The following is a 21,686-nucleotide window of genomic DNA, read 5'->3' on the forward strand; positions in this document are numbered from 1 at the left end:
TTTTGTCTGCCTTGCCTAAAGCACATTGAGTTTGAAATTAAGCTTTTAGTGGGCGAGCATTTATGCTTGCATTGACCTGCCAAATATATTGGCAGGTCAATGCAAGACTACCAAAAGTAGGGGCTTGTAAGCCAAGAGCCTTACCTACGATAGGAATTTTGTCTGCCTTGCCTACTAAAGCTCATTGAGTTTGAAATTACATTTATAAGGCGAGCATCGATGCAGATACTTAAGATTTGTTGGGAAAAAATCTTGAATGTTTGCAGAACAGAACCTGAGAACCGGCCAGTAAAATAACCATTTATATCGCCAGCTAATAAAAGTTTCCAACTCCGTGGTTTGGGTGCTCAATTGAGTGCCCTTTTTTCTTTCTTATTTCCTCTTTCTGAGAAGGGGGCGGGAAGAGGAATGTTTGTCGTAACGGATAATATGCAGATACAAAAAACGCGACTTAAAGTCGCGTTTTTTATGTTCGTCTTTTGCTACAAGCGAAAGATTATTCGTCTAAGAAGCTCTTAAGCTGCTCTGAGCGAGACGGATGGCGTAGTTTACGCAATGCTTTTGCTTCAATCTGGCGAATACGTTCACGTGTCACGTCAAATTGTTTACCCACTTCTTCTAATGTGTGGTCGGTATTCATATCAATACCAAAACGCATACGCAAGACTTTAGATTCACGTGCAGTTAAGCCGGCTAATACGTCACGAGTGGCGTTTTTCAAGCTTTCTGAAGTAGCTGAATCAACGGGTGAGTCGATTGTAGCATCTTCAATAAAATCACCAAGATGCGAATCTTCGTCGTCACCAATAGGTGTCTCCATTGAGATTGGCTCTTTAGCAATTTTTAACACTTTACGGATCTTGTCTTCCGGCATTAGCATTTGTTCTGCTAATTCTTCCGGAGTTGGTTCACGACCCATTTCTTGCAACATTTGACGAGAAATACGATTCAATTTGTTGATCGTTTCAATCATATGCACAGGAATACGGATAGTACGCGCTTGGTCAGCAATTGAACGAGTAATGGCCTGACGGATCCACCAAGTTGCGTAAGTCGAGAATTTATAACCACGACGGTATTCAAACTTATCAACCGCTTTCATTAAGCCAATGTTACCTTCTTGGATAAGATCCAAGAACTGTAAACCACGGTTAGTGTATTTCTTGGCAATTGAAATAACCAAACGTAAGTTAGCTTCAACCATCTCTTTCTTGGCTCGGCGAGCTTTCGCTTCACCAATTGACATGCGGCGGTTAATGTCTTTAATCGCGTGGATGTTTAGCTGGGTTTCTTCTTCAATTGACTTAAGTTTAAGAATGCTGCGTTCAATATCTGGGCGTTGGCGCTCAAGTGCTGGCGCATAATCTTTACCAGAAGCAACCGCTTTGCTTAACCATTCAGTTGACGATTCATCACCGGCAAATGCTCGCATAAATTCCACTTTAGGCATTTTTGCGTACTCAACGGTTAACTTCATGATTAAACGTTCTTGAGTACGAACACGATCCATCATGGTGCGCATGTTGCCGACTAGCAGATCAAACTGCTTGGGAACTAAACGGAACTCTCTAAATAACTCTGTTAATGCTGCAATAGCTAATTGAGATTTGGTATCTTCACGGCCATGAGCGTCAATATGACTACAGACAAGTTCATATGCCTTGCGTAATTCAGTGAACTTCTCTTTGGCTTCCTCCGGATCGATACCTGTATCTTCTTCTTCCTCTTCGCTGTCGTCATCGTCTTCATCATCTAAATCTTCATCCGATAACTCAGAGCCGACATGCGTGGCGGTAGGTGCGATATCGTCTACTTCATTGGGGTCGATAAAGCCAGTGACGATGTCAGATAAGCGAATCTCTTCTGCTTCGTATCTGTCCCACTCGCTTAATAAGTGAGACATTGAATCTGGGTATTCAGCAACTGAAGATTGTACTTGGTTAATACCATCTTCAATGCGCTTGGCAATTTCTATTTCGCCTTCGCGAGTGAGTAGTTCAACGGTACCCATTTCACGCATGTACATACGCACAGGGTCAGTCGTACGACCAATTTCACTTTCTACCGTTGCAAGTGCTTGTGCGGCCGCTTCAGCCGCATCTTCATCGGTAGTATTGGTTTCTTCAGCCATCAAAAGTTGATCGGCATCAGGTGCTGTTTCAAACACCTGAATACCCATATCGTTGATCATACCAATGATGTCTTCAATTTGATCTGAGTCGACAATTTCCTGAGGAAGGTGATCGTTGACTTCAGCATAGGTTAAATAACCTTGTTCTTTGCCTTTAGCAACGAGAAGCTTTAGTTGTGACTGGCGGTTTGGCTCCATACAGGCTTCCACTTATAATCTTTAGTTGGTCAAAATACGAGGACAGTAAACGACCAATTATAACACGGTCTGTTAATTACTGTATTAAAAATAATGCATTTTATATGCATGTCTATTTAACATGCGCTTTGATGCTAACTATAGGCGCTGTTTGCTAGCTTTGCCTACATTTTTAACAATTGCTCTAGCTCTTGTTTTTCATTTTGTCGAAGGAGGTTCATTCGAGCTTTGTTCATTAATACTTCTTTACGCTGTTTGACAAATAAAACCAAAATATTTTCCATGATATCGAGAAACACCTGTTGTTGGTTTTCTGGAGCTACATGGTGTTCCCAAGCCATCACTTTAGCTAAGGTGGCTTGATTAGGGCTTTGACGCCAATGTTCCAATACTTGGGCTGCATTACAATCGGGATGATTCCGGCAATACATGAGTACTTCTATAAAGAGATTCACGCCGGCCATATCCACTTGGGAAAATGCCAAAATTTGCGCATCCGTCATATGTTGTAATGTGCTGGCTAATTTGGGATTTTCAAGTAGCAGAGCTAAAGCTTTACGTATAGGTGTGGCTTTGCTGTTGGTTTTTTCGTTATACAAAGCTCGCTTTTGTTTGGCATGTTTTAATTTATCTGTATTAGACGTTCTTGCTTTTTCTACTCGTGTCTTTTGTTCCAGCTTATCTATCAATAGACGTTTAACTTCACCATCCGGCATTTGGGTTAATATTGGGGTTAGCAGCTCATTCAGCTTGGCTTTACCTTGTAAACTGTCAATATTGGCTTGTTGCGCGAGTTCTTCAAATAAAAAAGTCTCTATTGGCGTGGCTTCGTCAATCAGCTTTTCAAATGCCTGTTGGCCAATTTGTTTGACTAGGCTGTCTGGATCTTCTTTATCCGGTAAAAATACAAAGCGCATTTTTACGTTATCGGTTAAATAAGGCAGGGCATTTTCTAAAGCGCGCCAAGCGGCTGAGCGACCCGCTCTGTCGCCATCGTAACAGCAGACAATTTCTGGTGCATAACGTAGCATTAGTTGGATTTGTTCTGGTGTGGTTGCGGTGCCAAGTGAGGCAACAGCATAACCTATACCCGCTTGTGCTAATGCAACCACATCCATATAACCTTCTACAACTAATAAACGCTCTAAGCGGCGATTATTTTGCCGTGCTTGATATAAGCCATATAGCTCTTTGCCTTTATGGAAAATTCGCGTTTCCGGTGAATTGAGATATTTGGGCGTGCCGTCGCCGAAAACTCGACCACCAAAACCAATACATTTGCCACGGCGGTCATGAATAGGGAACATTAAGCGATCACGAAAACGGTCGTATAAGCGTTTGTTATCATTTTCGATCAGCATGCCTAAGTCACGCAGTTGATAGGCAGATTGCTGATCACGGCCTAATGTTTTGAGTAAGCCATCCCAACCGTCGGGGGCGTAACCGATTTGAAAACGCTCGACGGTACTTTGGTCTAACCCACGGCCTTGAATATAGGCTTGCACATTAGCTGAATTTGGATGCTGAACTAACTGTTGCTGAAAAAAAACAGCGGCATTTTGCATAACATCCCAATCGGCTTTAATTTGCTGACTTTTGTGCGCGTCTTGCGGATTGCCACCTTGTTCACGGGGTACTTCCATACCGTGCATACCGGCAAGTTCTTCAACGGCATCAACAAATTCTAACCTGTCATGCTCCATCAAAAACGAAATTACATTGCCATGGGCTCCGCAACCAAAACAATGATAAAACTGTTTATCAGGTGCGACAGTAAACGAGGGTGACTTTTCGTTGTGGAATGGGCAGCAGGCTTGATAATTACGCCCTGCTTTTTTTAGACGAACACGGCTGTCGATTAATTCAACGATATCGGTTCTAGCAATTAGGTCATCTAAAAAGGGGCGAGGGATGCGGCCAGCCATATTGGTTACTTCAGTTTTTAGCGATTGATTAACCCAGTTATCTTAGAGGGTTTTGCTTTTGTTGTCAGTCAGAAAAAACAAAACCGCAACGAGTGCGGTTTTGTGAAAGTCGTATTTGGAGAAAGGGTATTAGCTATTTAAAGCAGCTCTTACCTGCTGACTTACGGCACCCATATCGGCGCGGCCTTGGATCTGGGGTTTTAACACGCCCATGACTTTCCCCATATCTTGCATACCTTGTGCACCTGATGATGTGATGGCAGCAGATATCAATTCTTTAATTTCGGCTTCGCTTAATTTAGCAGGCAAGAAACCTTCAATTACTTCAATCTCGGCGGCTTCGTTAGCAGCTAAGTCTTCGCGGCCAGCATCTTGGAATTGGCTAAAAGAGTCTTTACGTTGTTTAACCATTTTGGTTAAAACGGCGATGACATCGTCATCATTCAGCTCTTTTTTCTCGTCGATCTCAATTTGTTTGATCGCGGCTAAAGCCATACGAATAGTTCCAAGGCGAGCTTTATCTTTCGCTCGCATCGCGTCTTTTTGTGCGTCCTTTAACTGGGCAATTAAGCTCATGAGTTGAATCTAATTCTTAGTAAAGACGAGTACGACGTGCGTTTTCGCGAGCTACTTTTTTAGCAGAACGCTTAACTGCAGCAGCTTTTTTACGCTTACGCTCAGAAGTTGGCTTTTCATAGTGCTCGCGACGACGAACTTCTGAAAGGATACCCGCTTTTTCACATGAACGCTTGAAACGGCGTAAAGCTACGTCAAACGGCTCGTTATCTTTTACCTTAATAACTGGCATTAAAAATCACCTCAAGGATGTTAATTTAAACTCGCTCTGCCTAAATAATGAACGAGTGACTAAAAAATGGTGCGGCATTCTAAACCCAAGGCCTTATGCTTGTAAAGCAACTTTTGTTTGAAAAAAATGCCAACGTCGCTAAAATGCGCGGCCAGCCTGTTTTAAGAGTGTAACTTATGCGAATTATCGGTATTGAAACTTCATGTGATGAGACCGGCATTGCGATTTATGACGATCAGCAAGGCCTGTTAGCCCATCAATTATATAGTCAGGTTAAGTTACATGCCGATTACGGTGGTGTGGTGCCAGAGTTAGCCTCTCGCGACCATGTGCGTAAAACATTACCCTTAATTGAAGCCGCGCTAAAACAGGCCAATTCATCCAAGGACGATATCGATGGTATTGCTTATACGGCGGGCCCTGGTCTAGTTGGTGCATTATTAGTGGGCTCAACCGTCGCGCGAGGATTAGGCTTTGCATGGCAAAAGCCTGTTGTCCCAGTGCATCATATGGAAGGACATTTGTTAGCGCCAATGCTGGAAGATGATGTACCTGAATTTCCTTTTATCGCTTTGCTTGTTTCTGGGGGGCATACTTTACTCGTTGAAGTACAAGGCATTGGCCAATACCGAATTTTAGGTGAGAGTATTGACGATGCGGTGGGTGAGGCCTTCGATAAAACCGCTAAATTAATGAATTTAGATTATCCAGGTGGGCCAAGGTTGGCCAAATTAGCAGAACAAGGTCAAGCTGGGCGCTATAAATTTCCACGTCCAATGACAGATCGTCCAGGGTTAGACTTTAGTTTTTCTGGGTTAAAAACCTTCACAGCTAATACATTACGCGCGGAAGGGGGTGTGGATAATGCAGATCAGCAAACATTAGCTGACATCGCCTATGCATTCCAAGAAGCCGCCGTTGATACCTTATTAATTAAATGTAAGCGAGCGTTAAAGCAAACAGGGCTTAAGCGATTGGTCATTGCTGGTGGGGTGAGTGCCAATGTCTTTTTACGTGAGCAATTAGCTGAGTTAATGCGTAAGTTAGGCGGGCAAGTGTATTATCCGCGTACTGAATTTTGTACCGATAACGGCGCTATGATTGCTTATGCGGGCATGCAAAGGCTTAAAGCGGGCCAAACCACTTTGGATGCAGTGGTTAAACCGCGCTGGCCAATTGAAGAGTTGCCTGCGGTTTAAGTTTTAGGCGGAGATCAAGGATCTTTTCTCTTCGCTTTTCTTTTTAATTTTCGTAAAGCGGATAGATGTTTTTCATCCATTGTTCTTTCATTGCCATCTAGTAAGCGTCGAATATTGGCGGTGTGACGGCCGACAATGAGTAAACATAGCATTAAACTTGGGTATACATAGTCTGGCTTTAAGAAGTAAACATATAGCGGCGCAATTCCCGCTGTGGTTATCGACGCTAAGGAAGAAAAGCGCGACTTGTATAAAACTGCGGTCCAAGTTGTCACAAGCAGTAAGCCCAAATCTAATCCCAGTGGAAGCATTGAACCAAATGCGGTTGCGACCCCTTTTCCGCCTTTAAAGCGGTAATACACAGGCCAAATATGGCCCATACAAGCGATAATCGCGATGATACCTAACTCAATTGGTGGTAAGCCAAGGAAGTATGAGCCATAAACAGGTATAACCGCTTTAAATGTATCGAATAAAAAGGTGAATGCCGCCGCTTTTGCGCCACCGATACGGTACATGTTGGTTGCCCCAGGGTTTCCTGAGCCATGTGTGAGTGGGTTGGGGGTACGAAAGAATACATGCGCCAAGCGAGCGCCTGATAATGAACCTATCAAATATGCAATGACCAGCATAGGCCAGAATAAATTCGTCATCAGTCCTGTATTTTTCCTTTTAGTAAAATAGGGTAAACTTGTCAGCTTAGACTCGCTACCACTTTTTGGCTGATTCTTATCTAACGATAACTTAGTTGATTGACTTGATTTTAATTAAGTCTTTGAGCCTTGTTGCCGCTTAATCTGCCTGAATATTTTATAAATGACACTTGCTCAGTTTTAACGCAGGCAAGAATAGCAAAGAATTTGACACTTCACTATGGCAATTGTTTTTATTGAGAACTTGAGCGTAGATTCCTGTATTGGTGTTTACGATTGGGAAAAGCGCATTCGACAAAAATTAATTTTTACGATTGAAATGGCTTGGCCTAACAAACCCGCCGCGCAAACCGATGATATCAACTTAGCATTAGATTATGCCAAAGTCTCGCAAGCGGTTTGTGATTTTGCTAGCTCACGCCAGTTTGAGTTAATTGAAACCATGGCTGAACAGGTCGCTGCTTTAATTATGCAGCAATTTAATGTTTCTTGGTTGAAAATTAAATTGGCTAAACCAGGCGCTGTTAAACAAGCCACTAGTGTCGGGGTCATTATTGAACGAGGCACACTCACGGCTGAAAATGGAGTGAGCAACTAATGGCGCTGATCTTCATTAGTATTGGCAGTAATGTAGAACGAGAACAGCATATTTTAAACGGCGTTAATGCACTTAAGTTGGCGTTTGAAAATGTTGTTCTTTCGCCAGTATTTGAAAGTGAAGCTGTGGGTTTTAATGGTGATCCTTTTTTAAATCTCGCAGCGAGTGCGCAGACAGATAAATCAATTGCTGAGGTGGTTGCTTTACTCAAGCAAATTGAGGATAGCAATGGTCGTGTACGAAAGTGCGAAAAGTTTAGCTCACGAACCTTGGATTTAGATCTGCTTACCTACGACCAATTAGTGGTATCTGAGCCCGTTGTTTTACCGCGAGATGAAATTACCAAAAATGCCTTTGTTTTGTGGCCTTTGGCTGAATTAGCGCCAACGGAAATTCACCCAACAGTGCTTAAAACGTATCAGCAAATGTGGAATGAATACGACAAAACACAGCAAAAATTACATATTGTTCCGTTTAACTTTTAGTTCAAATATAGTCAAAGCGATCAGGTTTTAGGGGCAGGTTTCTAGTTCCAGACGAAACCTAAGTACCTACATCCATGTAGGCAAAGCCGTCAAGCTTCGAGACCCCATGAGCATATGCTCTACTATGTGATTGGGGCTGCCTAAAGGGATTTAGGTAGTAGGACGACGTAGGAGCCAAAGTCGAGAGTAAGCGCCGACAATGAACCATAAGACCTGAGCGAGAAGACTATAACATAACATTTAACAAGGACAGGGATAGAGAATGACAACCCTTCAGATTATTGTATTGGCTATAATTCAAGGTATTACTGAATTTTTACCTATATCGAGCTCTGCTCACCTTATTTTACCGGCGCAAATTTTAGGTTGGCAAGATCAAGGCACTGCATTTGATGTTGCAGTTCACGTTGGCTCGCTGTTAGCCGTTTTGATTTATTTTCGTAAAGAAGTCGGTGATATTTTATTTGCTTGGTTAAAGTCACTGTCAACGAAACAGCAAACGCAAAACAGTCGTTTGGGCTGGCTTATTATTTTTGCAACTGTTCCAGGGGTGGTTTTTGGCTACCTAATGACGGGATTTGTTGAAGATTACGCGCGTTCTCCTCTCGTTATTGCTTCGACTACGATAGGCTTTGGTTTGTTATTGTGGTGGGCAGATGCTAAAGCTACGCAAGTTAAAACCTTGGATACATTAAATTGGAAGGTTGCTATGGGGGTCGGTTTTGCCCAAGCGTTAGCCGTGATCCCTGGTACATCTCGTTCAGGTGCAACCATTACAGCGGGTTTGATGCTGGGGTTAACTCGAGATGCCGCAGCGCGTTTTTCATTTTTACTGTCAATTCCTATTATTTTAGCGGCGGCGACTTACTACAGTTTAAAACTGGCTACGGACGAGGCAGAGCCCGCTATGGATTTGATGGCGATGATAACCGGTGGCTTATTTGCCTTTGTCAGCGCTTATGCTTGTATTCATTTATTTTTAAAAGCCATTAATAGCATTGGTATGTTGCCTTTTGTCATCTACCGACTCATTTTGGGCGCTGCGTTGCTAGCTTTTGTTTATCTTTAAATTTTAGGTTATTTGCAGAATTAATTATGTCGTCGTTTGTTTATAATCCACCGTTAGAACCGTATTTGAATATTTTGTATGCGGATGATGACATTTTAGTTTGCGACAAACCTAATGGGCTGTTGTCGGTACGAGGCAAAGCGCCTGAACACCAAGATAGCTTAGAGGTACGAGTTAAGCGGGTTTACCCAACGGTAGGCATTGTTCATCGGTTGGATATGTCAACGTCTGGCATCATGTTAATGGCGTTAAATAAACCTGCGCACAGTGCGTTAGCGCGTCAATTTCAGGAGCGCCAAACCAGTAAAACCTATATTGCCCGATTATCAGGCCATCCACATTCAACACAAGGTATTGTCGAATTACCTTTAATTTGTGATTGGCCTAACCGCCCTAAGCAAAAAGTTTGTTTTGAAAGCGGTAAACCGTCGACGACCTACTGGCGATTAATGGATAAAGGCGTAGATGCTCAAGGGTTTAAGTTTTGTCGAGTGGCCTTAACGCCTGTTACTGGGCGTTCTCATCAATTACGCGTGCATATGCAGCAAATTGGTCATGCTATTCTTGGCGATAAATTTTATGCAGAGCCTGATGGTTTTGCCGCGGCTTGTCGATTGCAATTGCATGCTGAACAATTGGGGTTTTATCATCCGGTTAGCCATGAGTGGCTAGATTTCAATTGCCCTTGTCCATTTTAATTCGATAGCTTTTTTCACGGTTACTTTTCAGTAAAGCTTAGTCTTTGATTGCCGATAACTTGGTTATGAAAGCACGTAATAATTTATCTTGGCTAGCTGTATTAGTCCTAATTTCAATCACCTATTGCTTAAGTGCGTCGCTAGCGGCTGAGCAAAAATTGATATTACCGACGGCGAAAACACAGTTATTGAGTCAAGATCTTAAAAGATTTGGCGATAGTGACGAAGTTAAAGAGTTGGTAGCTGGGGATTCAACTTTTGTTGCCTTAGTGAGTGAGCAAGATACGTCGTTCACACGGGGTGTGGCGATCTTGATGGCAGACTCGTCACTGAGCCAAATGCAAACTCAAGCATATGGGCATTTACGTTATTCGTTAAATGCCCATGGCTGGGTTACCATTGCCGCCGGAGCGCCTGAACCTTATCATGAACAGGGGCGAATTAACGATAGCAATCGCGAGACTTATCTACAAAGTGCCTATCAAAGCGCAGAGTTTATTTCGGCAGAGGGGCAAACTCAGCAAAAGCAAAAATTACAAATTAGAATGCAAGCTTTGCTTAATATGGCAGGCGATTATCCGGGAATTATTATGGTAGTGGCCCAAGGTGCAACCGCCGGTTTTTTAACTGAGCTATACCATGCGCAAACTCTAAGTGAACCGGAAATCTTTGTGTTAGTGCAGCCTTACCTTGCTGATTATAAAGCCAATAAAGCCTTACCTAAGAAAATAGCTGAACTGCAAACTCCGATATTGGATATTTGGTCTGACTACGATAATCCATGGGCTAAAGCGACAGTGGCTAGCCGTAAACGTTATGCGCGTAAATTACTCACCATGCACTATCGCCAGCGCCAACTATTTGGTGATAGAGGTTGGGAGCAAAGAGATGCTCGCTTAACCAAAGAAATTGTCGGTTATATTGCTTATCTCGGTTGGTAGTTAATATCGTAGGCGAGCCTTTAGGCTTGCAAGTTCTGTGAGTCAACTCGTTCCGCAAAGAACGGTATAGTCGTTTACCAACCTTTATGTTCTTTAATTAACTGCCAAGCGGCTTGAATATCTTGCGCTTTCTCTTTGGCTAATTGCAAAGCTTGTTCTGGTAATCCTTGAGAAGCCAGTTTGTCAGGATGGTGTTGTGCCATGAGCTTTTTGTAGGCTTTCTTGGCTTGTTTCTCTTCACAATTCTCATCCAGCCCTAACATTTGATAGGCAGCGGGCAGCGCAGAAGTGTTGTATTTAGGCTGTTGTGTGCCTTGATGGCTATTGCGCTTGGCACGATCAGACTCTTGATGGAAGCGGTTTGCCGCGATCACCTGCGAAATGAGCTTATGTAACTGGTCTTGACTGTAGCCGAGGATTTTTCCTACGGTATGTAAAATATCTTCTGCTTTCGCGTTTAATTGACCATTTATCAGTGCCGCTTGGATTTGGATCTCGAGATACATTTGAATGAATTCAGCTTGCCCAGCACAAAAGCGTTTAAACTCTTTTGCCGTTTCTTTAACTGGAAAATCACTTTGTTTACCTTCTCTGTATGCTGCTTGAGCTTCTTTTTTCAGTTCGGCGGAAAGGCCCAAGCGCTCCATTAATAAACTAGCTAGTGCAATATCCGCCTCGGTGACACGGCCGCCTGATTTTGCGATATGCCCCATAATTGAGAACAAGGTATGAAAAAATAAGGCGCGACTTTTTAAGCTATTTTTATCGCGTAACAAGCTAGCGAAGCCGCCGACTCGATTAAACGCAGAGCTATAGCCCTTATCAAAAGAATGGCCAACTAAAACGCCGAGAATAGCGCCCGGTATTTTGGCAAACATGTAACCAAAGATAAGGCCAATGACTTTGCCCCAAACGTTTTGCATTAATTTACTCCACTTGTTGTTTTAATGAGGCTAATCGTGCTGGCGTGCCTACATCACACCAGTCGCCTTCATGTAATTCGGCACACACTTTTTGTTGTTGTATGCTGGCCTTAAGCAAGGGGCCTAAAGGAGCCGGTACCTGCTTTACCGCTTGAAAGAAGCGAGTTGAAAACCGGCCGATGCCAGCATAGGTGTATTTTGGCAATGTGTTTAATGAAGCCAAACCATTGTCAATGGCAAAGTCGCCCGCTTTATGGTGTTCAGGGTTATTAACTAAAACCAACTTGGCCTCAAATTCATTTAAGGGTTGTTGCAAGCGGCTAAAATCATAGTCTGTCCATACATCGCCATTAACGAGTATAAATTCTTCATTGCCAAGTAGAGATAAGGCTTGTTTGATGCCCCCTGCGGTTTCTAGCGCGTCCACTTCTTCATAACTGTATTGAATATGCACCCCAAATTTTGTGCCATCGGCAAAATAGTCTTCAATTTTTGACCCTAAGTAAGCCAAATTAACCACAAATTCTTTTATTCCTAACTGGCGCAATGCTTCAATATGGTACTGCATGAGTGGTTTGTTATTAACCGTCAGTAAAGGCTTTGGGGTATGCAATGTCAGCGGTCGCATTCGTTTTCCTTGACCGGCCGCGAGTATCATGGCCTTCATTAGCGGGTGTACTCCATGTTTGCCTGTTCTATGCGCGGTAATACTTTTTGTTGCAACCACTCACTGAAAGCCTGTAATTGAGAATACTGGCCTGCTACGTCAACGACGTAACTGAGTGTACGTGGAATATCCGCAAGATAATGAGACTTACTATCCCTATGATGTAAACGCGCAAATATGCCAGCGGCTTTTAAGTGGCGTTGCATACCCACTAGATCAAACCCTTGCTGCCAAAGTTTAGGCGTTATGTCAGGAAAATGAGCTTGGCGATAATTTTCACTGAGTTTTAAGACTAAGTCATCGGGCCATTTTAGGTAGCAATCTCTTAGCAGCGACACAACATCATAAACAACAGGACCGATTAATGCGCCTTGAAAATCAATTAAGGCAATGTCGTCGACAGAGTTTGGCTTGGGATCGGTCAGCATAATATTACGGCTATGAAAGTCGCGGTGCACAAAACCGGTTGGCTGCTTTTCAAATATCTGAGTTAAATAGCTAAAAGTATTCTTAATGAGTTGTTGCTCATGTTGATCCAATTGTATATCAAGGTGCTTGGTAATTAACCAATCATTGAAAATGGCTAATTCAAACTCAATCAGTTCGCGATTGTAATGAGCTATTTGCCCTTCACTAGAGCGAGAAACTGAATGTAATTTTGCTAGCGTTGCTAAACACAAGGTATATAAATGTTCAGCGTTATCAGGTGTGATAATATCTGCGATATGTTGGCTACCCAGGTCCGATAGCAGCATGAATCCCTGGTCATAGTTTGTCGCTAACACTTGTGGGGTATTGACCTTGGCATCGGCTAGCGCCTTTGCTAAAGCAACAAATAAAGGGTTGTTTTCTGTCGTGGGTGGCGCATCAACCGCTATCAAGTTTTGACCATGCTGGTTCTGACCCCGAAAGTAGCGACGAAAGCTCGCATCACCGCTAATCAGTTGAAAACTAGTTGCCTTGATATTGGGCTGTTGAGTAAGCCAAGCTTGCAAAGCATCCAATCGTAAATCGCACTGCATTTTTGTTATTATCTTGCTGAGTTTGGCTCAAACTATACTAAGCGTGAATAATGTTGCAATGCTTGAATCTTGAGAAAACGGAAAATTGTTATAAATGTTTGGTTAATTCGATAGAAATAAAGAATATTTCGTTGAATCTTTTACCCCAGCCTCGCTTATTTAGCTTGTTCGAGTATATAATTCGCCCCCATAGCGATGAATACAATACAACTACCTTTAGGAATGAGTTCAGGTGTCTTTTAATTCTTTACATGAGCTTTTATGTAAATTTTCCCGCAAACCTGCTCAATCAGCTATTTAGATTAGGATTTTTTCTCTTTAATATGTTTGGTATCCCGTGCTTTTTAATTAGGCCTTTAGTCTCTGTTTTACTGATTAGTAGCGCTTTTTCTTTGGTTGCTGCAGAAAAAACTGCAGAAAAAGTGTGTTTTGCACCCGAAACACCACAACAGAGAAAAGCCGAGAGTGAAGGGGATAGCTCGCAGTTGGCATTGGACATTACTCGCCAATCAGTGGTGATCGAAGCTAATTCTATGAAAATGGCACAGGATGGTTCTGCCAGCTTTCATGGCCAAGTTAACCTGACTTATGGTGATAGCCAAATATCCGCCAATACAGCCACCACAGATAGAGATAAAAATAAAATTATTGCCCGCGGCGGCATACAATTTGACAGCGATGTTGTTGAGGTGACTAGCCGCAACGTTGAAGCTGATATGACATTGAAAAGCCTAGAGTTTGTTGAATCAAATTACCGCTTTAAGCAAACCCCAGGGCATGGTAGTGCTAAGTCACTCAAGGTATCTGATACGGATCAAGGCGTCACATTGTCTGAAGCAACGTATACCAGTTGTCCGCCATCCGATGAACCAGAATGGCAATTGCGCTCTTCTGAAATATTTTTATCTGCCGAAACTGAGCGAGGTGAAGCTTGGCATAGTCGGGTTGAAGTATTAGGCGTGCCAGTTCTTTATTTACCTTATGTTTCTTTTCCGCTGTCAGAGAAACGGGCGTCGGGTTTCTTAATGCCTGAAATTGGTAGTTCTAGTCAGAACGGTGCCGATATACTGATCCCTTACTATTGGAATTTAGCACCTAATTATGATGCTACTACAGAGCTGCGTATGATGACCAACCGCGGACTCATGCTTAATAACGAAGCGCGTTATATGGGTAGCCAAGGGACAGGCATGGTGACTTTTCATTGGTTAAATAACGATAAGTCGTTTAATGGCGATGCGCGCAACGCAATGCAACTTATGTATAACGGTCAAGCTTGGGATGATTGGCAAGCCTATTTAAATATTAATAATTTTAGCGACGACAGCTTTGTTAGCGATTTTGGCTTTTTGAGTTATAACCGCGTTGATACGCATATTGAAAGTGTACTGAGTTTATATCAGCAGCAAAAAGATTGGTCGGTGGAAATAAATGTCCGTCAGTTTGAGGTATTTGGTGATCACTTAAAACCTTATCGAGCATTACCTGAAGTTAAATTTGAATATTTCCCTGAACTGGCTTGGCCGCACGTATCAGCTCGCTTACCGGCTGAATTAGTTTACTTTGACACGAATGAAGAGCAAAGAGGCAGTGCGTTACGTGTACATACTGAACCAACCATGCGTTGGCATAAATATGAACCAGCTTGGGAATTAAGTGCCGAAACAAGTGTGTTAGCCACGGCTTATTACCAAGAGCGGTTACAGGAAAATAAACACGATACCATTACGCGGGTGTTACCTCGTGTTCGTTTGAACGGTCAACTTTTCTTAGAAAAACCGATTAGCTGGTTTGGTAAACCTATGACCCAAACACTAGAACCGCGCGTACAATATTTGTGGGTGCCTCAGCATGACCAAGATGATATTCGTTTTTATGATTCCACTTTATTGCAAGACGACTTTCACGGTTTATTTAGAGTGAATCGCTACTCAGGAGTGGATCGCATTTTAGAGGCGAATCAGTTAACTATAGGTGCGACTTCTCGTTTAATTAACGATCGTAACCAAGAAAAGCTAGAGTTTAGTATTGGTCAAATACTGTTTTTCAACGAGCCTAAAGGTAATATCGTTGATGAAAACGAAGAGTTAGCTCGTGGTGAATCCGCAGTGGCCATGGATTTGAGCGCAGATATTCGAAATACTTGGTTTTTACATTATGGTTTACAGTACGATACACAGCTTGAACAAACTAAGAAAAGTCAGTTAACTATTGACTATCGGCGGGATGATGGTCATTTTGTGCAGTTATCACACCGTTATGCACCAAACATATCAAATAATAAAATTAATATGGCTGGTGCATTAGGGCAGTGGACTATAGATCAAAACTGGCAGGTTTTTGCTAGTTATTATCATGATTTAACATTGTCACGGAACTTAGAGAGTCGCTTAGGGTTCCAATATCAATCTTGTTGCTGGGGCATTCAATTTTCTTGGCAGTCAAGCTTATTGAGTGAGCTTGAAGCAGATAGCCTTGCACAGGATGAATTCAGTGATGAATATGATCGTGGATTTATGTTACGTTTTACTGCTGGCTTTGGTGGTAACTCGCGGTCTAATCAACAAAGTTTATTACAAGATGGTACCTTTGGTTATCGTCGACCCTATTTTTTGAATCAGTGAGATGGGTATGAAATTTAAAAAAGCACTTGGGCTTTTAGTCGCAACCTTATTATGTAGTCAGGCTTTTGCGGCAAAATTATTGGATAAAGCTGCTGTTATTGTCGACAGAGGTGTAATTTTAGAAAGTGAAATCGCCAGTATGGTGACAGAAATTAAGGCGAATGCGTTAAAAAATAACCAAAAACTGCCTTCTGACAAAGCATTGCGTACACAGGTAACGGAACGTTTAATATTACGAGAGCTACAAATGCAAATGGCTGAACGTGCAGGCTTTCAAGTTAGCGACAGTCAGCTACAAGATACTTTGGTGAATATTGCACAAAGTCAAGGCATGACGATAGAGCAACTGAAACGTACTATTGACGCCGCAGGTTTACAAGGCAAAACGTGGGAAGCATTCCGAGATGAAATCCGCATTGAATTGATTACCAATGAAGTCCGCCGTAGTTCAGTATCACGCCGCGTGTATGTATCGCCACAAGAAATTAACTCTTTAGTTGAAGCACTTCAGCAAAAAGGTCGTGAAAATGATGAATATCATTTGGGCCATATTTTAGTTGGTTTACCTAGTGAGGCGAGCGCCGAAGATATTGAAGCGTCTAAAGGCCGAGCTGAAAAAGTATTGCGTTTATTAAACGATGGCAGCGAATTTCGTAAAATGGCCATCGCATCGTCATCGGGTGAAAAAGCGTTAGATGGCGGTGATTTAGGCTGGATGAATATTAATGAAATGCCAACCTTGTTTGCTGAAGCGGTAGAAGGCGCTAAAAAAGGCGCATTTATTGGTCCAATTCGTAGTGGTGCTGGCTTCCATATTTTAACCATATTCGATGTACGAGGTCGTGAGATAGTTGAAGTGACCGAGACCAACAGTCGACATATTCTTATTAAGCCGTCTATTATTTTAAGTGATGCTAAAGCGAAAGAAATGTTGCAGACGTTTTTAAAAGATATAAAAGCGGGTGAAGCCGATTTTGCTGAATTAGCTAAAAAGCATTCAGCGGATCCCGGTTCCGCGGCTAAAGGTGGTGAGTTAGGCTGGGCTGACCCAAATGTATTTGTGCCTGAATTTCGTGATGCGTTAAACTCGTTGCAAAAAGATGAGTTTACAGGCCCATTTAAAACCGACCACGGTTGGCATATCGTGCAATTAATTGATCGCCGTAAACAAGATAAAACCCAGAGCATGCAAGAAGAACAGGCCTATCAAATGCTATTTAAACGTAAATTTGCAGAAGAGTCTGAAGCTTGGTATCGCTCAATACGTGAAAACGCATTTATCGAGATTTTGGATTAATTCATTATGACAATGAAGATAGCAATTACCCCTGGTGAACCGGCGGGGATTGGACCTGATTTAGTATTAGCCTTAGCTCAACAAGATTGGCCTGAGCAGTTAGTGGTGATTGCGGATCCACAAATGATGCTACAGCGAGCCGAAAAATTAGGGATTGATGTTCAATTTGAGCAATATGATCCTCAGCAAGCCGCTAAACCACAAGCTAAAGGCGTGATCACAATTTTGCCGGTTGATATCGCCGAACCCGTTGTTTGCGGCGAGCTCAACGCGGCTAATGGCCATTACGTAGTGGAAACGCTACGCATTGCCTGTGAAAAAAACATGGATGGCGAATTTGATGCTGTGGTTACTGGCCCAGTACATAAAGGTATTATTAATCAGTCAGGCATATCTTTCAGCGGCCACACAGAATATTTTGCCGCGCAATCAAATACTTTAGATGTTGTTATGGTATTAGCAACAGAAGGGTTGCGTGTCGCCTTGATGACAACCCATATTCCATTAGCTTATGTTTCTCGGGCGATCACCCCAGAGCGCATTCATAAGATAGTCGACATTCTTCACCATGACATGCAAACCAAATTTGGCATTGCGCAACCGAAAATCTATGTTTGTGGTTTAAATCCGCATGCTGGAGAAGGTGGTCACTTAGGCCGAGAAGAAATCGACGTGATCGAGCCTGCGTTACAGCAATTGCGCGAAAAAGGCATTGATCTCATTGGTCCTTTGCCAGCCGATACGTTATTCCAACCTAAATATCTGGAAAAAGCCGATGTTGTATTGGCAATGTACCATGACCAAGGGTTAACCGTATTAAAGTACAAAGGGTTTGGTAACTCAGTGAACATTACCTTAGGGTTGCCATTTGTACGTACGTCGGTCGATCATGGTACTGCGACAGACTTAGCGGGGACTGGCGAAGCCGATCCTGGTAGCTTTGTGGTCGCACTCAATACCGCTATAGAAATGGCCAATAAACGCAGTTAAGAGAAAGATAGAAATACATGAGTGATAATGTTCACCTAGGTCACCGTGCGAAAAAACGCTTTGGCCAAAACTTTTTGCACGATGACGCGATTATTAGTGATATCGTGCTTGCTATAGACCCGAGTGATGATTATGAACTGGTTGAAATAGGCCCTGGTTTAGGTGCGTTAACTGAGCCCGTAGCTGAGCAATGTAGCAAGTTAAATGTGGTTGAGTTAGACAGAGATCTTGCTGAGCGCTTGCGCCATCATCCCTTTTTAAAGCAAAAACTGGTGATCCATGAAGCGGATGCCATGAAGTTTGATTTTTCGAGTTTGTTGCAAACAGATAAAAAGCTCAAAGTTTTTGGCAACTTGCCCTACAACATTTCGACCCCATTGATGTTTCATTTGTTTACTTATTGCCAGCAAATTGCAGATATGCATTTTATGTTGCAAAAAGAAGTGGTCGACCGTTTGTGTGCCGAGCCTGGGACTAAGGCTTATGGCCGTTTGTCTGTCATGGCGCAATATTATTGCCATGCTGTACCGGTATTAGATGTGCCACCAGAGTGTTTTAAACCAGCACCTAAAGTTGACTCGGCTGTCGTGCGCTTAATACCAAAAAGCCCAGAAGAAAAAGTGGCATTAGATACTGCTCTATTGTCTTCTATTTGCCACAATGCATTTAATCAACGCCGTAAAACCTTGCGTAATAGCTTAAAGCAATTGATTAGTGCAGAAGAGTTAGAGTCGCTGGGAATTGATGTTACATTGCGTGCAGAAAATATCTCATTAGACAGTTATATCCGTTTAACTCAATATTTGACAGAAAAGAAACAGAATGACGAATCCAATCAATAATATACAAGTGGAAGCGGTCAGCCGTTTTGTACCGGATCAGTCGCAGCCTGATGCGGACCGTTATGTATTTGCGTATACGATAACTATCACTAATAAAGGCCAACAATCAGCTAAGTTAATCAACCGTTATTGGTTGATCACAGATAGTAATGGCAAAAAGAACGAAGTGAGTGGGTCGGGCGTTATTGGCCAGCAACCTAAATTGTTACCCGGTGAAAGTTTCGAATATACCAGTGGCTCTGTGGTTGAAACGCCAGTCGCGACAATGCAGGGGTATTATGAAATGGTGGGTAATGATGGAGTACCATTTAAAGCACCAATCGATGTATTTCGCTTAGCGATCCCTAATATTCTGAACTAACCATGGCAAGCTATTTTGTTGGTGATATCCAAGGCTGCTACGGCAGCCTTTGTCGTTTATTGGAACAAGTAAAATTTGATCCCGCACAGGATATTTTGTATCCAGTAGGTGATTTAGTCGCGCGCGGTGAAGACTCATTGAGTGTGGCTAAATTAATGCTTGAGCTAGGCGCAAGTGTTAAACCTGTATTGGGTAATCATGATTTACACTTATTAGCCGTTTATAGCGGTTTGAAAAAAGCCAAAGACAGCGACAAGCTACAGCCATTATTAACCAGTCATATTATTGATGATTATTGCTTTTGGTTACGCCAGCAGCCATTAGTGATTGCATGGCAGGATGTGGTTGTGAGTCATGCAGGTTGGTATCCGCTATGGGATAAAACGACATTATTAAATAACGCTCAGCTTGTAACTCGACGCTTACAGTGTGACGATTTTGTTTATTGGCTGGAATTGATGTACGGCAATAAGCCTAATCACCCTAGTGAAGTTGAAACCGAAGTTGGCCAATTTCGTTTTGCAGTCAATGCCTTAACGCGAATGCGTTACTTAACTAAAAAAACTGAGCTAGAGTTAAAAGCCAAAATGCCAGTTAAGGATGCACCAAAAACTTTAAAGCCATGGTTTAAACTGCAGTCAGCAGAAATGCGTAAGCACACGGTAATCTTTGGCCACTGGGCTTCATTACTGGGTAAAACTGGCCAAGCTAATTTATATGCGTTAGATACAGGCAGTGTGTGGGGCAATCAAATGACAATGTTGAGGTGGCAAGATAAAGCGTTGTTTAAAGCTTAATATATGCTCGCTGTCAGTGTCGTGACAATTTATAGTCTTCTCGCTCAGGTCTTATGGTTCATTGTCTGCGCTTACTCTCGACTTTGGCTCCTGCGTCGTCCTACTACCTAAATCCCTTTAGGCAGCCCCAATCACATAATAGAGCATATGCTCATGGGAGCTCGAAGCTTGACGGCTTCCCCTAAAACCTGATCGCTTTGACTATAAAAAGGCGCCAATTGGCGCCTTTTTAGTAATTAAGCGGTTAAGCTTGAGTTTAGAATTTAGCTTCTACCCATGCCCAAACGCGGCTTGTATCAACACCAAAATCGTCACCCGCACTGTAAAATGCTGCTTTAACACCAGCTGTGTACACTTTACTAATAGGTTTAACATAAAGTAAGTCTAACTCACTACCTAAGTCACCATTACCTGAGTCAGCATCGAATAAGTGGTAAGCAGCAACTACTTTACCGCCCATAGCTTTTGTTGCGACAGAACCATAAAGATCAACTAAGCCGGCATCAGGTGTTTTAAGGAATAAATCAGCCCAACCGTTAAATTTATGACCAGTCGCTAATGGTGTTTGGAATCCGTATGCTCCACCGTCAGAACCAAGAGATTCATAACCTAATTTAGCGGTAATACCGTCAAAGTTATATGAACCTTCCAAGAATAGGTAATCAGCATCAGCGTCCATTGTGCCTTTTTCGTAGCTTTGTGTAGCGAATTCTACTGTATAGCCAAAGTCACCAGCCTTACCAGTATAGCTAACACCAAAAGTACTTAATTCGTCTTCTGCACCTGGGTTTTCACCTTCAAGTAAATAGGCATAACCGACTAATTTTCCAGCACCTAGCTTTAAAGAGCCATTGAATAAGTGGTCGCTAGAATCTATATCAGCTGCTTCAGCAAAGATACGGTTACGTTGATTAATATAAGCATAGCTTAGTGAGTAATCGCCTTCGGTGTAATTTGCACTGAAACCATCAAACGTTTGACGGTTTTGGCGCCAGCCAACGTGACCAATGTGACGGTGACCGTCGAACGTAATAACTTGGTTACCTAATTTAGCCGTTAAGCCGTCAGCTTTGTATTGAATGAAACCTTGGTCAATTTCAGTGGTTTCAGGATCGGCAACAACAGCATATTTAGTATCACCAGTTGGTGTTTTGTCATTGTAGCTATCTAAAATAGCGAAAGTGTTTGTTACACCAAATACAGCTGAGAAACCATCAACTGTACCAGTTGTATAAGTGAAACGGGTACGAGCCGTTAATGCAGTTGCAGTATCTTTGTTTGGAATATCTTGATCGGCACCTTCAAAACGAACATTAATTTCGCCTTTAACTTTACCGTTAACTAAGGCATCTGTGTATTTGTCAGCATACGCAGCTGGATTAACAGATAACGCTAGTAAAGTAACAGAAGTACTTAGAAGTGTTTTTTTAAGGTTTTTCATTTTTATTTCCCCAAGTG

At 42.4% G+C, this 21,686-nt stretch carries 21 protein-coding genes; 12 read left to right on the forward strand and 9 right to left on the reverse strand.

Annotation, left to right across the window (positions count from 1 at the left end; translation table 11 throughout):
- Positions 1-496 precede the first annotated feature (496 nt).
- From rpoD to rpsU, 4 genes are all read right to left on the reverse strand, one after another.
- Positions 497-2,329 carry an RNA polymerase sigma factor RpoD gene (rpoD, locus tag C2869_RS10705; RefSeq protein ID WP_108602930.1) on the reverse strand — a complete coding sequence of 611 codons (1,833 nt, stop codon included), beginning with the start codon at positions 2,327-2,329 and terminating at the stop codon, positions 497-499.
- A gap of 164 nt (positions 2,330-2,493) precedes the next feature.
- Entirely contained in the window at positions 2,494-4,254 is a 1,761-nt protein-coding gene (dnaG, locus tag C2869_RS10710) for a DNA primase (protein ID WP_108602931.1), read from the reverse strand.
- A 129-nt stretch (positions 4,255-4,383) separates the two neighbouring features.
- Entirely contained in the window at positions 4,384-4,830 is a 447-nt protein-coding gene (locus C2869_RS10715) for a GatB/YqeY domain-containing protein (protein WP_108602932.1), read from the reverse strand.
- A gap of 16 nt (positions 4,831-4,846) precedes the next feature.
- The gene (gene rpsU / locus C2869_RS10720; RefSeq protein WP_108602933.1) at positions 4,847-5,062 is read right to left on the reverse strand and encodes a 30S ribosomal protein S21; all 216 of its coding nucleotides are present in this window, start codon (positions 5,060-5,062) and stop codon (positions 4,847-4,849) included.
- A 176-nt stretch (positions 5,063-5,238) separates the two neighbouring features.
- On the opposite strand from rpsU, the gene tsaD reads away from it, so the two are divergent.
- The gene (gene tsaD / locus C2869_RS10725) at positions 5,239-6,261 is read left to right on the forward strand and encodes a tRNA (adenosine(37)-N6)-threonylcarbamoyltransferase complex transferase subunit TsaD (protein ID WP_108602934.1); all 1,023 of its coding nucleotides are present in this window, start codon (positions 5,239-5,241) and stop codon (positions 6,259-6,261) included.
- 14 nt (positions 6,262-6,275) lie between these two features.
- On the opposite strand, the gene plsY is transcribed toward tsaD, so the two are convergent.
- The gene (gene plsY / locus C2869_RS10730) at positions 6,276-6,914 is read right to left on the reverse strand and encodes a glycerol-3-phosphate 1-O-acyltransferase PlsY (protein ID WP_108602935.1); all 639 of its coding nucleotides are present in this window, start codon (positions 6,912-6,914) and stop codon (positions 6,276-6,278) included.
- 220 nt (positions 6,915-7,134) lie between these two features.
- Between plsY and folB the strand changes: the two genes are divergently transcribed.
- From folB to C2869_RS10755, 5 genes are all read left to right on the forward strand, one after another.
- A complete protein-coding gene (gene folB / locus C2869_RS10735) occupies positions 7,135-7,512 on the forward strand; it encodes a dihydroneopterin aldolase (protein WP_108602936.1) in 378 nt (125 codons plus the stop codon).
- The gene (gene folK, locus C2869_RS10740) at positions 7,512-7,997 is read left to right on the forward strand and encodes a 2-amino-4-hydroxy-6-hydroxymethyldihydropteridine diphosphokinase (protein ID WP_108602937.1); all 486 of its coding nucleotides are present in this window, start codon (positions 7,512-7,514) and stop codon (positions 7,995-7,997) included. Before folB ends, folK begins: the two co-directional genes overlap by 1 nt.
- 262 nt (positions 7,998-8,259) lie before the next feature.
- Positions 8,260-9,066 carry an undecaprenyl-diphosphate phosphatase gene (locus C2869_RS10745; protein WP_108602938.1) on the forward strand — a complete coding sequence of 269 codons (807 nt, stop codon included), beginning with the start codon at positions 8,260-8,262 and terminating at the stop codon, positions 9,064-9,066.
- A 26-nt stretch (positions 9,067-9,092) separates the two neighbouring features.
- Positions 9,093-9,764 (forward strand): pseudouridine synthase, encoded by a 672-nt coding sequence (locus C2869_RS10750; protein ID WP_108602939.1) that lies wholly within the window; start codon positions 9,093-9,095, stop codon positions 9,762-9,764.
- Positions 9,765-9,829: 65 nt separating this feature from the next.
- Positions 9,830-10,705, forward strand: coding sequence for a DUF3530 family protein (locus C2869_RS10755; protein ID WP_159084131.1), 876 nt, complete (start codon positions 9,830-9,832; stop codon positions 10,703-10,705).
- Positions 10,706-10,779: 74 nt separating this feature from the next.
- Here C2869_RS10755 and djlA read toward each other — a convergent pair whose 3' ends face one another.
- Genes djlA through C2869_RS10770 form a run of 3 tightly spaced genes read right to left on the reverse strand, consistent with a single transcriptional unit; the run spans position 10,780 to position 13,317 of the window.
- Positions 10,780-11,628, reverse strand: a complete 849-nt coding sequence (djlA, locus tag C2869_RS10760; RefSeq protein WP_108602941.1) for a co-chaperone DjlA — start codon at positions 11,626-11,628, stop codon at positions 10,780-10,782.
- Between the two features lie 4 nt (positions 11,629-11,632).
- Complete coding sequence (gene murU, locus C2869_RS10765) at positions 11,633-12,295, reverse strand: N-acetylmuramate alpha-1-phosphate uridylyltransferase MurU (RefSeq protein WP_108602942.1); 663 nt, start codon at positions 12,293-12,295, stop codon at positions 11,633-11,635.
- Positions 12,295-13,317, reverse strand: a complete 1,023-nt coding sequence (locus C2869_RS10770; RefSeq protein WP_108602943.1) for an aminoglycoside phosphotransferase family protein — start codon at positions 13,315-13,317, stop codon at positions 12,295-12,297. Before C2869_RS10770 ends, murU begins: the two co-directional genes overlap by 1 nt.
- A gap of 323 nt (positions 13,318-13,640) precedes the next feature.
- On the opposite strand from C2869_RS10770, the gene C2869_RS10775 reads away from it, so the two are divergent.
- From C2869_RS10775 to C2869_RS10800, 6 genes are read left to right on the forward strand one after another with little or no spacing between them, the layout of a single operon-like run.
- Entirely contained in the window at positions 13,641-15,941 is a 2,301-nt protein-coding gene (locus C2869_RS10775; RefSeq protein WP_159084132.1) for an LPS-assembly protein LptD, read from the forward strand.
- 7 nt (positions 15,942-15,948) lie between these two features.
- Positions 15,949-17,238 (forward strand): peptidylprolyl isomerase SurA, encoded by a 1,290-nt coding sequence (gene surA / locus C2869_RS10780; protein ID WP_108605032.1) that lies wholly within the window; start codon positions 15,949-15,951, stop codon positions 17,236-17,238.
- 6 nt (positions 17,239-17,244) lie between these two features.
- Positions 17,245-18,228: a 4-hydroxythreonine-4-phosphate dehydrogenase PdxA gene (gene pdxA, locus C2869_RS10785; RefSeq protein ID WP_108602945.1), complete on the forward strand. Its 984-nt coding sequence runs from the start codon at positions 17,245-17,247 to the stop codon at positions 18,226-18,228.
- Between the two features lie 17 nt (positions 18,229-18,245).
- The gene (rsmA, locus tag C2869_RS10790) at positions 18,246-19,070 is read left to right on the forward strand and encodes a 16S rRNA (adenine(1518)-N(6)/adenine(1519)-N(6))-dimethyltransferase RsmA (RefSeq protein WP_108602946.1); all 825 of its coding nucleotides are present in this window, start codon (positions 18,246-18,248) and stop codon (positions 19,068-19,070) included.
- Positions 19,051-19,431, forward strand: coding sequence for a Co2+/Mg2+ efflux protein ApaG (gene apaG, locus C2869_RS10795; RefSeq protein WP_108602947.1), 381 nt, complete (start codon positions 19,051-19,053; stop codon positions 19,429-19,431). Before rsmA ends, apaG begins: the two co-directional genes overlap by 20 nt.
- 2 nt (positions 19,432-19,433) lie before the next feature.
- Positions 19,434-20,228, forward strand: a complete 795-nt coding sequence (locus C2869_RS10800; protein WP_108602948.1) for a symmetrical bis(5'-nucleosyl)-tetraphosphatase — start codon at positions 19,434-19,436, stop codon at positions 20,226-20,228.
- A gap of 256 nt (positions 20,229-20,484) precedes the next feature.
- On the opposite strand, the gene C2869_RS10805 is transcribed toward C2869_RS10800, so the two are convergent.
- Positions 20,485-21,669 carry an alginate export family protein gene (locus tag C2869_RS10805; RefSeq protein WP_108602949.1) on the reverse strand — a complete coding sequence of 395 codons (1,185 nt, stop codon included), beginning with the start codon at positions 21,667-21,669 and terminating at the stop codon, positions 20,485-20,487.
- Positions 21,670-21,686 lie beyond the last annotated feature (17 nt).

It is taken from the genome of Saccharobesus litoralis (assembly GCF_003063625.1).
In the GTDB taxonomy this organism is placed as follows: Bacteria; Pseudomonadota; Gammaproteobacteria; order Enterobacterales; family Alteromonadaceae; genus Saccharobesus; species Saccharobesus litoralis.